Source organism: Pseudomonas sp. Q12-87, from assembly GCF_001269755.1.
Classification (GTDB): domain Bacteria; phylum Pseudomonadota; class Gammaproteobacteria; order Pseudomonadales; family Pseudomonadaceae; genus Aquipseudomonas; species Aquipseudomonas fluorescens_S.
In genome coordinates this window covers 1-15,071 of record NZ_LHVI01000019.1, presented here as the reverse complement: position 1 = coordinate 15,071, position 15,071 = coordinate 1, and the positions used below count along the sequence as shown (strand labels likewise).

12 protein-coding genes are annotated in these 15,071 nt (G+C 61.5%); 4 read left to right on the top strand and 8 right to left on the bottom strand.

Annotated features, from left to right (window positions below):
* The first annotated feature begins 162 nt into the window (after nt 1-162).
* Nucleotides 163-1,938, top strand: a complete 1,776-nt coding sequence (locus AD663_RS12045) for a sigma-54-dependent Fis family transcriptional regulator (protein WP_053213796.1) — start codon at nt 163-165, stop codon at nt 1,936-1,938.
* A 27-nt stretch (nt 1,939-1,965) separates the two neighbouring features.
* Here AD663_RS12045 and AD663_RS12040 read toward each other — a convergent pair whose 3' ends face one another.
* A complete protein-coding gene (locus tag AD663_RS12040) occupies nt 1,966-2,946 on the bottom strand; it encodes an AraC family transcriptional regulator (protein ID WP_033045989.1) in 981 nt (326 codons plus the stop codon).
* A 260-nt stretch (nt 2,947-3,206) separates the two neighbouring features.
* On the opposite strand from AD663_RS12040, the gene AD663_RS12035 reads away from it, so the two are divergent.
* Nucleotides 3,207-3,980 (top strand): L-iditol 2-dehydrogenase, encoded by a 774-nt coding sequence (locus tag AD663_RS12035; protein ID WP_003181153.1) that lies wholly within the window; start codon nt 3,207-3,209, stop codon nt 3,978-3,980.
* Between the two features lie 193 nt (nt 3,981-4,173).
* Nucleotides 4,174-5,025, top strand: coding sequence for a CAP domain-containing protein (locus AD663_RS12030; protein ID WP_003181151.1), 852 nt, complete (start codon nt 4,174-4,176; stop codon nt 5,023-5,025).
* Between the two features lie 76 nt (nt 5,026-5,101).
* Here AD663_RS12030 and AD663_RS12025 read toward each other — a convergent pair whose 3' ends face one another.
* The gene (locus tag AD663_RS12025; protein ID WP_053213795.1) at nt 5,102-5,995 is read right to left on the bottom strand and encodes an NAD(P)/FAD-dependent oxidoreductase; all 894 of its coding nucleotides are present in this window, start codon (nt 5,993-5,995) and stop codon (nt 5,102-5,104) included.
* Between the two features lie 146 nt (nt 5,996-6,141).
* On the opposite strand from AD663_RS12025, the gene AD663_RS12020 reads away from it, so the two are divergent.
* Nucleotides 6,142-6,618 (top strand): Rrf2 family transcriptional regulator, encoded by a 477-nt coding sequence (locus AD663_RS12020; RefSeq protein ID WP_053213794.1) that lies wholly within the window; start codon nt 6,142-6,144, stop codon nt 6,616-6,618.
* Nucleotides 6,619-6,733: 115 nt separating this feature from the next.
* Here AD663_RS12020 and mqo read toward each other — a convergent pair whose 3' ends face one another.
* From mqo to AD663_RS11995, 6 genes are all read right to left on the bottom strand, one after another.
* Entirely contained in the window at nt 6,734-8,377 is a 1,644-nt protein-coding gene (gene mqo / locus AD663_RS12015; RefSeq protein WP_053213793.1) for a malate dehydrogenase (quinone), read from the bottom strand.
* Between the two features lie 383 nt (nt 8,378-8,760).
* Nucleotides 8,761-9,945 (bottom strand): DUF1624 domain-containing protein, encoded by a 1,185-nt coding sequence (locus AD663_RS12010; RefSeq protein WP_371261180.1) that lies wholly within the window; start codon nt 9,943-9,945, stop codon nt 8,761-8,763.
* 208 nt (nt 9,946-10,153) lie between these two features.
* Entirely contained in the window at nt 10,154-11,524 is a 1,371-nt protein-coding gene (locus AD663_RS12005; RefSeq protein ID WP_003181140.1) for a hybrid sensor histidine kinase/response regulator, read from the bottom strand.
* Nucleotides 11,508-12,665 (bottom strand): alcohol dehydrogenase-like regulatory protein ErcA, encoded by a 1,158-nt coding sequence (gene ercA / locus AD663_RS12000; protein WP_157062716.1) that lies wholly within the window; start codon nt 12,663-12,665, stop codon nt 11,508-11,510. The genes AD663_RS12005 and ercA overlap by 17 nt, the downstream gene beginning before the upstream one ends.
* A 133-nt stretch (nt 12,666-12,798) precedes the next feature.
* Complete coding sequence (gene pqqA / locus AD663_RS28365; RefSeq protein ID WP_003243383.1) at nt 12,799-12,870, bottom strand: pyrroloquinoline quinone precursor peptide PqqA; 72 nt, start codon at nt 12,868-12,870, stop codon at nt 12,799-12,801.
* 243 nt (nt 12,871-13,113) lie between these two features.
* Entirely contained in the window at nt 13,114-14,634 is a 1,521-nt protein-coding gene (locus AD663_RS11995; RefSeq protein ID WP_053213790.1) for an aldehyde dehydrogenase family protein, read from the bottom strand.
* Between the last annotated feature and the right edge of the window lie 437 nt (nt 14,635-15,071).

The window sequence follows — 15,071 nt, the reverse complement described above, 5'->3', positions numbered from 1 at the left end:
GACGCAGGGCTCTGGTTCAAGGCTCTTGGTCTGGCACCGTGCCCGCTTAACCATCACCGACCTGGCCGTTGGCCAGCTGCCGCTTGTTCATTTGATAAAGTTATGCTTAATAACTATCTCGCCAGGTGATCATTTGGATCATCACTATCCAGGGGCATAACAATGAATAATCCCCACTGCCAATTGCCCGACCTGCGGGTCGCCACCGAGCATTACCACCCCCGCGGAGACAGCAACGAGCTGAGCGACAGCAGTTCGCCCACGCCGGCAGAGCTCACCGATTGCCTGTTCTTTTCCCCCGACGATGGGCGTATCTGGCTCAACGACCAACGCATGTTGTTGCTGCACAGCTCGTCCTTTGGGGCGTTGCGCCGGGAAATCATCGAACGCCAAGGACTGGAGCAGGCACGGGGCATGCTCACCCGCACCGGCTATTCCTCGGGCGCCCGGGACGCGCGGCTGATTCGCGAACGCTGGCCCCACGCCAATGCCGCGGCGGTGTTTCGCGCAGGCACGCATCTGCATACCCTTGAAGGCATGACCAAAGTCGAACCGCTGCATTTCAAGTTCGACTCCGACTCGGGATTCTATGAGGGGGAGTTCCTCTGGCATCACTCCTGCGAGGCTGACGAGCATGTCGCGGCCTATGGCACCGGGCAGGATCCGGTGTGCTGGACTGAGCTGGGCTATGCCATCGGCTTCGTCAGTGGGCTGTTCGGGCAACTGGTGATATTCCGCGAAGTGGAATGCCGAGGCATGGGCCACGAGCGTTGCCGCGTCGTCGGCAAGACCGCAGAGCAATGGGGGGACGTCGAGCAAGACCTGAATTACCTCAACGCCTCACAACCTGCGATTGTCGCGCGCGCCGACACTCGGTCCGACAACGTTGCCGGCACCGCCCCGCTGGCTGACAGCGAACAACCACTGATCGGTGCCAGCGCAGCCTTCAACGCCGCGACCCAAGCCCTGCAACGGGTGGCCTTGACGCCCGCTACCGTGCTGGTCAGCGGCGAATCCGGCGTGGGCAAGGAGATGTTCGCCCGCCAGTTGCATCAACTGAGTCGCCGCCGTGATGGGCCGTTCATAGCCCTCAACTGCGCGGCGATTCCCGACAACCTGATCGAGGCCGAACTGTTCGGCGTCGAGCGTGGTGCCTACACCGGCGCCACCCATTCGCGCCCAGGTCGTTTCGAGCGCGCCCACGGCGGCACGTTGTTCCTGGACGAGATCACCTGCCTGAGCCTGGCCGGGCAAAGCAAGTTGCTGCGCGCCTTGCAGGAGCGGGAAATCGAACGGATCGGCGGCGACCACGGCATCAAGGTCGATGTGCGGGTCGTGGCGGCCACCAACATCGACCTGCGCAAAGCCGTGGCGGACGGCGCGTTTCGTGAAGACCTGTTTTACCGGCTCAATGTCTACCCCATCGCCCTGCCGCCCCTGCGTGAACGCCGCGATGACATACCGTTGCTGATCAATGCCTTCCTCAAGCGCTTTTGCCAGGAATACGGGCGCGTCCCGATGGGCTTGACCATGCGCGCCTTGAAGGTCCTGCTGCGCTATGACTTTCCGGGAAACGTCCGGGAACTTCAAAACCTCATCGAGCGCGGCCTGATCGCCAGCGAAGAAGGCCAGGCGATCGACCTGATGCACCTGTTTCGCAATGAGCAACTGCCGGTGGATGCGTATTCCGTGGACCATCACGGCGGCCTCTCGCCGATGGGCCTGGCCGCCAACGATGCCGCAGAAAAACCGCCGTTGCTCCAGTCCCTCAGCCAACTGGACTCGGACTTCTCGATTGACGGCCTGGAATCACGACTGATCAGCGAAGCCCTGCAACTGAGCAGCGGCAACCTGGCGGCGGCGGCGCGCTCGTTGGGGCTGAGCCGGGCACAGTTCGCCTATCGGTTGAAAAAACATCAAAAAAGTATCCCGGACTAAATGCCGGACCTGCCTTAGTTGTGTGGCTCAGTTCGCATCGATGGTGGCGGTGCTGCCGTCTTCGCGAGCAAGCTCGCTCCCACAGCTCGCTCCTGGGGAAGCTCCCTCAACCAGGGCGAACGCGCCCCGCCGATACTCACTGGGCGTCTGGTTCATCTCGATGCGAAAGTGTCGGTTGAAGTTGGACAGGTTGTTGTAGCCCACCTCAAAACAGATGTCGGTCACCGGCATTTCACTTTGTAGCAGCAACCGGCAGGCGCGCTGGACCCGCAGCTTGCGCATCAGGTCGATGAAGCCATGCCCGGTGATGCGCTTGAAGAAACGCGAGAAACCCGGTTCGCTCATGTCCAGCTGGCGAGCGATGACCGACAGCCGCACATCGCCGGTGAGTTCAGCTTGCAGATATTCGAAGGCTTTATGGATGCGCTCGGAACTGCGGGCGTCAAGGCTGGGTGCGTAGAACGGGCTCGCCAGGACTTGCGCTTCGTCCTCGGGGGCCCGGCTCAACGTATCGAGCAGTTCCAGGAACAGCGCCAGGCGCGCCAACCCCTGGGCCGGGCCGATGGTTTCAAGCAGGTAGCCGGCGTGTTGCGCGGTGCTGCCGCGGAACGCCAGTCCACGGCGAGCGCGCTCGAACAACCCGTGCAGATCGCCCAGTTCGGGCAGGGTCCGGCGCAAGCTCAGCAGCGTCGCGCCGTCGAATTGCAGCACCACGTCGCGCCCGGCCAAGTGCTCATCGGGCGCCAGGTCGCCCATCCAGTCGTGGGGCAGGTTCGGGCCGATCATTGCGACGTGGCCGGGGCCAAACGGGCCGATATAGTCACCGGCCAACAGCTTTCCGCTGCCCTGGCGGATCAGATGGATTTCAAATTCGGGATGATGGTTCCAGCGCGCCAACGGGTACGGGTAATCGTGCTCGTACCAGCGAAAACTGTGTTCGGGCTCGGGCAGGATGACTTCCAGTTCGGCCGGTCGCTGCTCGAACAGGGGCGTTCGGTGATCAGGCATGTCGCGCCTCTTAGTCGTTATGACGAGCACCTTACGCCGCGCCTGCGGTGTTTCGCCAGTCTCGACACGCCCCCTCACCGATACTTTTTTAACCCGAGGGTGCCCTGCGGTTACGCGTTAAAAAAGTATCAGCGGGCGATCATCCCTGCGTTTGCCGGCCTCCATGGGCGCTGCTGTAATCGGCCGGCCGTTGGAGACGGCAGGTCCGCCCTACCCCCGTGGCTCCACCCATTTGACGCAACTTGAGGCAGGAAAACCTTATGAAACGACTGGAAGGAAAAAGCGCCCTGGTAACCGGCGCCGCCCGTGGTATCGGCAGGACGTTTGCCCAGGCCTACATCAACGAGGGGGCCACGGTGGCGATTGCCGATATCGACCTTGAACGAGCCACGGCCACCGCTGCCGAGCTGGGCGAGAGCGCCTACGCGGTGAAAATGGACGTCACCGACCAGGCTTCCATTGACCAGGCGATCGACGCAGTGGTGGCCCAGGCCGGCAAGCTTGATATCTTGATCAATAACGCCGCGCTATTCGACCTGGCGCCCATCGTCGACATTACCCGCCAGAGCTACGAGCGACTGTTTTCCATCAACGTCGCCGGCACCCTGTTCACGCTGCAAGCTGCGGCCCGGCAGATGATCCGCCAGGGGCATGGCGGCAAGATCATCAACATGGCGAGCCAGGCCGGCCGGCGTGGCGAGGCGCTGGTGGGCGTGTATTGTGCCAGCAAGGCGGCGGTGATCAGCCTGACCCAGTCCGCCGGGCTGGATCTGATCAAGCACCGCATCAACGTCAACGCCATCGCGCCCGGCGTGGTGGACGGCGAGCATTGGGACGGCGTGGATGCGCTGTTCGCCCGCCATGAAAACCTGCCGCTGGGGGAAAAGAAACGCCAAGTCGGGCAGCAGGTGCCTTATGGCCGGATGGGCACTGCCGAAGACCTCGTCGGCATGGCGATTTTCCTGGCGTCGGCGGAAAGCGAGTATGTAGTGGCCCAGACCTACAATGTCGACGGAGGCAATTGGATGAGCTGATGGTCGATGTTTTCAGGCCTTGGAACGACGGAAATGGACTTATTCGCTCGAAAACTGATCCCACTACTTGAGGATTGTCCCGAACGGTACCCAACGGTGCCGTTCCAAGGGATTTCAAGAGAGCGTGAATACCGTTGCCCCAGCGGGGCAAAAATTGCGCATCATAGGCGCCGTCCGCTCAAGGGAGATTTACATGCGTGCCATTTCATCCGCCATGCGTCTTGTCGTGCTTTCGCTCGGCCTGGCATTCGCCGCCAGTGCCGCCGCCACCGAAGAGACGCAACTGGTCGAGTCCATCAACCTTTACCGCAGCCAATCCCAAAGCTGCGCCGGCCAGGCCTCGCTGGAGTTACCGCCCCTGGCGATGGACACCCGGCTGATCCTGTCGGCCAATGGCATCGGCGACCTGCAGCAGGCGCTGGCGCGAGCGGCCTATCCGATGGTCAACGTGCAAGCCATCAGCCTGTCCGGGCCACGGGATGCACAATCGGCCATGAAGGCCGTGCAGGAAAGCTTCTGCCAGGTGGTCCTGGACCCGCAATTCGTCGACATCGGTGTCAGCCGCCTGGATCGCGAATGGCGCATCGTACTGGCCCGTCCGCTGCTGTCCGCGCGCCTGGGTGACTGGCAGGCCGAAGGCCAGAAGCTGCTGAAGCTGATCAACAGCGCCCGGGCACAGCCTCGCCGCTGCGGCACCGAAGCCTTTGCCGCCACCACCCCACTGGCCTGGAACGCTACGCTGGCCCTGGCCGCCGTGAACCATACCCGCGCCATGGCCAACAACAACTTCTTCGACCACAAGGACCGCGACAACCGCATGCCCGGCGACCGCGCCGAACTGGCCGGTTACCTGGGACAGTTGATCGGCGAGAACATCGCCGCCGGACAAGACACGGCCCTCAAGGTCGTCGACGGCTGGCTGGCGAGCCCGGGGCACTGCGCCAACCTGATGAATCCGCAGTTTCGCGAACTCGGGGCTGGGTACGCGACTGATCCGAAAAGCGATGCCGGTATTTATTGGACGGCGATGTTTGGCACTCAATAATGCGGTGGCTGGGCTCGCGATAGCGGTTCAGGTGTAGAGGAAGCAGTCCCTAAAACGGGGTTGGTGAGTGCTGCCTTCAGTGAGCCGCGAAGATCAACGACCGGTGCACGCCTGATCCCGCCCGTACGCCATCCCCCACCGACAGCGCGATCGATCCGAACGGCATGGCCGCGTCGCCCGTGGCAAACACCCCGGGAACGCTGGTTTGGCCGGTCATGTCGGTCTGGATGAAAGACCCAAGCGGTCCGTCTTCAAATTCGCAACCCAGCGAGGCGGCCAATGGACTGGCCGCCCGCGTATGGGGAAGCACAAACAAGCCGTCGACAGCCACCACGCGGCCATTGGCCAACACGACATCGGCCCGGGAACCTTCGATGCGATCGACGCGCTCTGGCACGATTGTCACTCCGCGCTGTTCCAGGCTGGCGCGCTGCAATGGGTCAGGTTCGAACACGCCGCGGGTAAAGAATGTCGTGGGTCCCCAGTCCGGAAGCATCAATGCGTGGTGCAAGGACATTTCGGAAGTGGCCAGCACGCCTATCGGCCCTTGTTCCAATTCGTAGCCGTGGCAATACGGGCAGTGAAATATGCTTTTGCCCCAGCGCTGCGCCAGCCCTTCGACGTCTGGCAAGTCATCGATAACCCCGGTGGCCAACAACAGGCGCTGAGCGCTGTAGCGTTTCCCGCCGAGGGTTTCCAAAGTGAAGCCCGCCGTTTCCTGGCTGGCCTTGGTCGCGGTATCCGCTAGCCATTCCACCGTCGGGTAAGCCAATAGCTGAAATCGGGCGTCCTCAATGATCTCACCCGGGGCCCGGCCGTCCTGCCCGAGAAAGCCATGGGCGCTGGCCGCGAACCGGTTGCGCCGCTGGCCGGCATCGATCACCAACACGTTGCGCCGCGCTCGGGCGAGTTGCAGGGCTGCGGACATACCGGCATAGCTGCCGCCTACGATGATGACGTCGTAGCGCATGATCAATCTCCTGGAATGGTTTCGACGAAACTCGAAACTCTCGATACATCGTAAGTTCCTTGAAAAGCGACTGTCAACGATCTCGTAACCTTTGCAATTACAGGCGATACTCACGGCCGTCTCCGCCACAGAACGCTGCAACGCTCATGAGAACCGACACTCGCCTGTCCCGCATGCTTCACGTGCTGATCCACATGGACCGCCACCAACAATCGGCCACGTCCGACACCCTCGCGCAAATGCTTGGCACCAACCCGGTGGTGGTGCGCCGGACCATGGCGCTGCTCAAGGAACAGGGTTATGTCACCTCGGAGAAAGGCCATCGCGGCGGCTGGACCTTGAGCAAGCCGCTGTCGGACATGACGTTGCTCGACATCCACCAGGCCTTGGGCAGCACGTCGATTTTTGCCATCGGCCTTTCCACCGATCATCCGCAATGCCTGGTGGAGCAAGCGGTGAATGCGGCGCTGACGGATGCGTTCGACGAAGCCCAGGCCTTGCTGCTCCAGCGCCTGGGGGCGATTACCCTGGCGCAGTTGGCGGAGGATTTTGAGGCGAGGTTCAGGGAAATCGGTGGAACGGGTGTTCATGACCTTACGCATCGGGGGCCGATCAAGGATTGATGCGGCTTTCAGGCCGCCATCGCGAGCAAGCTCGCTCACATTGGGTTTATCGATCACCCAAAAAAACGCCGCTCAATGAGCGGCGTTTTTTTGTATTTCACCAGACAGCGTCCGGTTACAGCGCCATGTCAGCCGCTGGATTGGCTTCGCGCGCAGTTGCCGGCGTGGCCGGTGCAGCGGTGGCGCCTGTCTTGCCGATTACCGGTGGTGGGGCCAGTTGCAGGACATCGCTGGTGTAGGCCCATTCCTGGGCGACACGTTCAGGGCTCTCGTTGAGCTTGGTGCCGTAGCTTGGCACGATCTGGTGCAGTTTTTCCTGCCAGGCCGGGCTGGCAACCTTGTCCTTGAAGACCTTCTCAAGCACGGTCAGCATGATCGGCGCGGCGGTCGAGGCGCCTGGAGAGGCACCCAGCAGGCCAGCGATGCTGCCATCCTGGGAAGCGACCACTTCGGTGCCGAGCTTCAGGACGCCGCCCTTCTCCTCGTCACGCTTGATGATCTGCACGCGCTGGCCGGCCTGCCACAGGCGCCAGTCTTCTTGCTTGGCGTCCGGGAAGTATTCCTTCAGGGCGTTGAAACGGTCTTCATCCGACAACATCAGTTGGCCGGCCAGGTATTCAACCAGTGGGTACTGTTCAATACCAACCTTGGTCATCGGCCACATGTTGTGCGTGGTGGTGCTGGTCAGCAGGTCGAAGTACGAACCGTTCTTCAGGAACTTGGTGGAGAACGTTGCGAACGGGCCAAACAGAATCACACGCTTACCATCGAGCACACGGGTGTCCAGGTGCGGGACCGACATCGGCGGTGCGCCAACCGAAGCCTTGCCATAGGCCTTGGCCAAGTGCAGTTGGGCAACGGTTGGGTTATCGGTGACCAGGAACGAGCCGCCGACCGGGAAGCCAGCGTATTCACGCGCTTCGGGGATGTCGGACTTCTGCAGCAGGTGCAAGGCACCACCGCCGGCGCCGATGAATACGAACTTGGCATCGGTCTCGGTTTCGGTACCGTCTTTCAGGTTCTTGTACGAAACGCGCCAGCTACCGTCTGCATTGCGAGTGATGTCTTCCACTTCGCTGGAGAGCTTCAGGGAGAAGTTTGGCTTGGTTTGCAGGTATGCGGCGAATTGGCGGGTGATTTCGCCGAAGTTCACGTCAGTACCCAACGGACTCCAGGTGGCCGCGACCTTCTGGCTCGGGTCACGCCCTTGCATCATCAGGGGAACCCACTTGCTGATCTGCTCGCGATCTTCGGAGTACTGCATACCGGCGAACAACGGGCTGGCCTGGAGGGCGTCGTAGCGCTTCTTCAGGAACGCGATGTTCTCGTCGCCCCACAGGAAACTCATGTGCGGCGTGGAGTTGATGAACGAGCGCGGGTTCTTCAGCACTCCGTTCTTGACCTGCCAGGACCAGAACTGACGGGAAATCTGGAAGGCCTCGTTGATTTCGATGGCCTTGGAGATATCAACCCTGCCGTTCTTGTCTTCCGGCGTGTAGTTCAGCTCGGCCAGCGCGGAGTGACCGGTACCGGCATTGTTCCAGCCGTTGGAGCTCTCTTCGGCAACACCGTCCAGGCGCTCGACCATTTCCATGGTCCAGCCCGGCTCCAGCTCATTGAGCCAGACGCCGAGAGTCGAGCTCATGATGCCCCCACCAATGAGCAAGACATCCACTTTTTTTGGCTCGGCGGCGTGCGTGGTCGCAAGACCCATCGCCATCGCCAGGCCCAGAAGCGCCGTGTGTGTTTTCTTCAACATGTGTGTATCCCTAGGATGAACGCCATTCCGTCCACCTGTCCGAATCAACGACACAGCACATCCTAAGCCCGGCAACGCCAGCAGGATGGGTATCGAGACGGACTGGAGGATGGACCTACAGGGCCGAACAATGCGTCGGCCTCTCGTTTATATCTCTCCGGCGCTGACTTCTTGTAGGTCTTGGCTTCAGCTGGGTGAGGGACGCTGCGAACCGTGTTCATCGGGCCTGGCATGGCCGTGCCCGATTGTCGCAGCGGGGGGAGTTTACATAAGGAAATAAACAGACCGAAGCGTCTTTTTACATTCTTGGCAAAAACGCCGACCAAATGACGGCATTTTAATGGCTCTGGCCAGCGCGATCCGTGGGATTGGTACGCTTCGGCTCAAAAGTACTTGAGGATCGCGATATCACGACGACGCTGCTTGAACCCGGCAAACCAGCGCGTCGGGAAAAACAGCACGGTGCCCAATAGCACGCTCCACAGCCACACCCAAGGCAAATGGTCGAAGCCGAAATAGGCGCCCTGGTTGGCGCCCCAGATGGCCATCGCCAGCAGGTACAGCGCCTTGAGCACATAAAGGTGCAGAAGGTAGAAGAACATCGGCGCGCCGCCATAGATGCCCAAGAGCGCAATGGCTCCGCGCTCCTGGGCCTTTTCAAAGCACGCCAGCAGGATCAAACCCACACCGAGGGTCGGCATCAGGAACATCAGCGAAGGCGGATACTTGGTCGCGCTCAGGAAACTCATGACGGTGCGCAGCGCATCGCCTGTCTGTATCCAGGGCTTGTCGCCATAAACGTTCAGGTAACGAATGAGCACGAAGGCCAGCAGCATACCGATGCCCACCTTGAACAAGCGCCGCAGCCGCACGGCCGACTCTACCTCTTTGCCAAACCACGGGCCGATGGCCCAGCCCAGCAGGATCACGCCGATCCATGGCAACACCGGATACGTGGTGCGGGCGCGAGTGAGCTCGGTGATGTCGATGAACGCTCGCTGATGCAGGATCGACCACGGCACGAAAAACGGCGAATCCGGCCCCAGTACCACGCCGTCGAAAAGGTTGTGCCCGGCGACAATGACGATTGCGAACACAATCAACCAACTGCGCTTGAGGTGCAGCAGCGCGGCCAAGGCAATCATGCACAGGCCGATGCACCAAATCACCTGCAGCCACAACGTCTTGGGCGGGAACTCGGCGTTCCAGGCGAAACACACGAAGGTCAGTTCCAGGAAGATCAGGAACAGACCGCGCTTGAGCAGAAATAGCGAGGTTTCGCCGGCGCTGTGTTTCTGGCTGTAGAGCCAGGCCGACAGGCCAGTGAGGAAGATGAACACCGGAGCGCAAAGCGTGCTGAGCAGCCGAGTGAAATACAGGTCCGGAGTGACACTCAGGGCGTCGATCGGATCGCTGACCTGGTGGTGCAGGAAAAACGTTTCGCGCACATGGTCCACCAGCATCAGCAACATGACAAACCCTCGCAGGGCGTCGATGGCAAGCATACGCATAGAGGTTTTGGTGGTAAGGGTCGCAAGGGCGGGCGTGATGACGCCGGGTGGACTCATCACGCTATGGGACAGGCTCATGGTGGTACTCGGAATGAAGGTCGTTGGTCCATGCAAGGCCAGGATGAGAACTCCTGCCAAACGAGATCGGATAACATAACATAAATTTTCTAGCTCTCCCCCACAAAACACACCGGCCCAGCTTTTGTGGCGAGGGAGCTTGCTCCCGCTGGGGCGCGAAGCGGCCCCAACTTAGTTTGCCGTGTCGCTACCCGAGCAACTGACTCAGCACCGCTCGCAACTTGCCGGGCTTGACCGGTTTGTTGAGCAGTGGCGCGTTCAGTTTGCGCAGGGCGCGGCGGCACTGGTCGCTGCGGTCGGCGGTGATGATCACGGCCGGGATCGATTGCCGGAAATGCTCGCGCAGGCGCTTGACCACTTCACAGCCCACCACCCCATGATCCAGATGAAAATCCGCCAGAATCAGTTCCGGCGCCCGCCCTTGCAACACATCCAGGGCGCCCGCTTCGTCGGTGGCGGTCAGCACTTCACAGCCCCACTGCCCCAGCAACGCGGCCATGCTTTGCAAAATGCTCAGTTCATTGTCGATCACCAGCAGCCGGCGCCCTGGCAGGGGATTTCCGGTCACTGCCTGCACGGGTGCCAGCGACGCAGGCAAAGGTTTTTCAGCGGACAGCGGCACCTCGATACTGAACACCGAGCCGCGTCCCGGCCGGGAACGCACCTGCACCCGATAACCGAGGATATGGGCGATGCGCTCGACGATCGCCAGCCCCAGGCCCACGCCTTTGCGATCTGCCGCACGCCCGACGTCCAACTGGTTGAACTCGAGGAAGATCGACTCCAGGCAATCGGCAGCAATGCCGCGCCCGGTATCCCAGACTTCCAGGCTCAACCGCTCTCCCCGGCGCCGGGCGGCCAGGAGAATGCCACCGCGCTCGGTGTAGCGGCAGGCATTGCTGAGAAAGTTGCGCAGGATGCGGGTCATCAATCGCAGGTCGGTCATGACCGCTTCATCGGCGAAACGCACGCGCAGCTCCAACCCTGCGGCACCGGCCACCGACTGGAATTCCGAAACCAGCGGCCCAAGCAATTCATCCAGGCGATACGGGGCCACGTCGGGCCTGACCGCGGCCTGGTCCAGCCGGGAAATATCCAGCAGATCGGTGAGCAGGTCTTCCGCCCCCTCCAGGGCCTGGTGGGTCCGCTCGACCAGCACCCGTTCGGTTGCCGGCAATTCCCGCTCGCGCAGGGTGGCAATCAACAGCCGCGCAGCGTTGAGCGGTTGCAGCAGGTCATGGCTGGCAGCGGCGAGGTATTTGTCCTTGCTGCGATTGGCGGCCTGGGCCGCGTCCCGGGCGTCGCGCAACTGTTGCTCGACCAGCTCGCGCTGGGCGATCTGCCGTTGCAGGTTATGGTTGGCCTCCAACAACGCGTCGGTGCGTTCGGCTACCCGTTGCTCCAACTGGTCATTGAGCCGCTGCAAATGCTGCCGGGCCTGTTCCAGTTCGTCGAGGCGCGCCGCCAGCTCAGGATAGTGGCTCTTGCGCGTCGAGTGATTGCCCAGCCCCAGCAGCCCGGCCAGGGCTTTTTGCTGTTCGTCAGAGGGCTTCGCCATAGACGACCTCGACATCCCGCTGGCTCGACTCCCGAGGGTTGGTGAGGATGCACGGGTCGTGCATCGCATGTTGCGACAGGAACGGAATGTCCGAGGTGCTCACGCCATGCAGCCCCAGGGTCTCGTGGAACCCGATGGTGCGCTTGAGGGCGATCAGGTGTTCCACCAGGCGCGTGCGGATCTGCCGGTGGTTGAGCCCCCGGCAGTCGATGCCCAGCGTCTCGGCAATCACCTTGAAGCGATCCGGCGCCGAGTTGTAGTTGAACGCCACCACGTGTTCCACCAGCACCGCGTTGCACAAGCCGTGGGGCAAATCCAGGAACCCGCCCAGACTGTGGGACATCGCATGCACCGCACCGAGGATCGCGTTGGAAAACGCCAGGCCGGCCTGCATGCTGCCGAGCATGATTTTTTCCCGCAGGGCGATGTCAGCCGGGTTGGCGATCATCTGCACCAGGTTGTTGTTGATCAGGCGCATCGCTTCCAGCGCATGGGGATCGGTCAACGGACCGTGACCGGTGGACACGAATGCCTCGATGGCATGTACCAACGCGTCAATGCCGGTACAGGCCGACAGGAACGGGTCCATGCTCAAGGTGGTTTCCGGGTCGATCAGCGACACGTCCGGCACCGCCGCCTTGCTGACGATGGAAAACTTCATGCGCTCTTGCTGGTTGGAGATGATCACGAATTGCGACACATCCGCCGAAGTGCCCGCGGTGGTGGGGATCAGGATCAGTGGCGGACTGGGCACGTGCAGCGTGTCGACGCCTTCGAACTCGAGGATGTTGCGACCATGGGCAACGACGATGCCGATGCCTTTGCCGCAATCCATGGGGCTGCCGCCGCCGACCGCGACAATGACGTCGCAATGGTTTTCCCGGTACAGCTCGGCGCCGAGCATCACTTCCTCGACCCGTGGATTGGGCGATACGGCACTGTAGATGCAGTAGTCGATGGCCTGGGCCTGCAGGCTGGCTTCGACGTCGGCCACCCATCCGGCGGCGATCACTCCGGGGTCGGTGACGATCAGCACCTTGCGTGCGCCGAACGTCTTGGCGTAATTGCCGACGTTGTGGCGGCAACCTGCACCGAACATGATTTCAGGGGAAACGAACTTGCGCAGCGGGCTGAGGCTCATCTTTTCAGGTGCGTGGCTCATCGGTAAGCCTGTTGTTATTGTCTGGGGATCCCCTGAGCCTAAAGCATCCCGCCGTGATTGCAATCAGACCAATGGGTAGCCCGACCTGGAAACCACCAGGCCGGGCCGATACTCATCGGTTGGCGAAGTACATCGTCACTTCAAAGCCAATACGCAGGTCGGTGTACGCGGGTTTAGTCCACATGGGTCTTTCCTCTTCTTGTACCGGGCGATTCCGGCAAGGTCATTAATGCACGCGGCGCCCAGGGCTCGAATGCTACTTTCGAAGCGGTGGGTGGGGTGCGTTGGTAGCAATTGAAGCATCACCTAACCGCCCATGTGGGAGCGGGCTTGCTCGCGAAGGCGTCAACACATTCACCATCGTGGTGACTGACAGACCGCTTTCGCGAGCAAGCCCGCTCCCACAGGGTTTTATGGGGCATTGGGATCAGAAGAACCCCAACGGATTGATGTCGTAGCTCACCAGCAGGTTCTTGGTCTGCTGGTAATGATCGAGCATCATCTTGTGGGTTTCACGGCCGACACCGGACTTCTTGTAGCCACCAAACGCAGCGTGAGCCGGGTACAGGTGGTAGCAGTTGGTCCACACGCGACCGGCCTTGATCGCCCGGCCCATGCGGTAGGCGCGGTTGATGTCGCGGGTCCACAGGCCGGCGCCGAGGCCGAACTCGGTGTCGTTGGCGATTGCCAGGGCTTCGGCTTCGTCCTTGAAGGTGGTCACACCCACCACCGGGCCGAAGATTTCTTCCTGGAACACACGCATCTTGTTGTGGCCCTTGAGCAGGGTCGGCTGGATGTAGTAACCGCTCGACAAGTCCCCGTCCAAGTGCTCGGCCGCGCCGCCGGTCAGCAGTTCAGCGCCCTCTTCCCGGGCGATTTCCAGATACGAAAGAATCTTGTCGTATTGCTGCTGCGAAGCCTGGGCACCGACCATGGTCTCGGTGTCCAGCGGGTTGCCGCGCTTGATCTTGGCGATCTTCTTCATGACCTCGGCCATGAACGGCACGTAGATCGACTCCTGTACCAGGGCCCGCGATGGGCAGGTGCAGACTTCGCCCTGGTTGAAAAACGCCAGCACCAGGCCTTCGGCGGCCTTTTCGATGAAGGCCGGCTCGGCCTGCATGATGTCTTCGAAGAAGATGTTCGGCGACTTGCCGCCCAGCTCCACGGTGGACGGGATGATGTTCTCGGCGGCGCATTTCATGATGTGCGAACCGACTGGGGTCGAACCAGTGAAAGCGATCTTGGCGATGCGCTTGCTGGTAGCCAGGGCTTCACCGGCTTCGCGACCGAAACCATGGACGATGTTCAACACACCGGGCGGCAGCAGGTCGGCGATCAGTTCGATGAACACGGTGATCGACAGCGGCGTCTGCTCCGCCGGCTTGAGCACAATGCAGTTACCGGCGGCCAGGGCCGGGGCGAGTTTCCAGGCGGCCATCAACAGCGGGAAGTTCCACGGAATGATCTGCCCTACTACGCCAAGTGGCTCGTGGAAGTGATAGGCCGTGGTCAGCTCGTTGATCTCTGCAGCCCCGCCTTCTTGGGCGCGGATGCAGCCGGCGAAATAACGGAAATGGTCGGCCGCCAGCGGCACGTCGGCATTGAGGGTTTCGCGTACGGCCTTGCCATTGTCCCAGGTCTCGCTGACAGCGAGGATTTCCAGGTTCTGCTCGATACGGTCGGCGATTTTCAACAGCACCAGGGAACGGTCCTGCACCGAGGTCTTGCCCCAGGCATCGGCGGCGGCATGGGCGGCATCCAGGGCCTTGTCGATGTCGGCGGCGCTGGAACGCGGGAATTCGGCAATGACTTCGCCATTGACCGGGGACGTGTTGGTGAAGTATTCGCCGTTGACCGGCGCGACGAAGTCGCCGCCGATGAAGTTGCCATAGCGCGGCTTGAAGGAAACGACGGCGCCTGGAGTTCCGGGTTGTGCGTAGATCATGATGGGCCTCTGCCTGGTCGATGCCTGTCGCGGGACAGGCGATAGACCGATGGTAGAGAGCCCCGCCTGCCTGACGAATGCGTCGTTGGCAGGGGGCCTCTCGTTATTTGGTCGTAGGTTTTCGGGTAAGAAGCGCCAGCTCAAGTCTGTCGCACATGCGGTTGTGGCGAGGGAGATCCCGCCGCGTCTTCGACGCTGCGCTGTCGCGCAGCAAACAGTTCATCGTAAATTGGAAGAACGCGCGCGGGGCAAAGGCCGTAACCAGCACTGGTGTGTCAGCACCCGAGAGGGAGAGTGACCTGCACGGTATCGGCGTGGAGTCGTTGATGGCACGGCCAGGCCGTGACCTCGTATAAGAGAGTGAATCCTTTCGCCACCGTGTACCCCGCGCGCGTCATTCAATCCTGCGAGGAATTGCCATGGCGCGCAAGAACCAA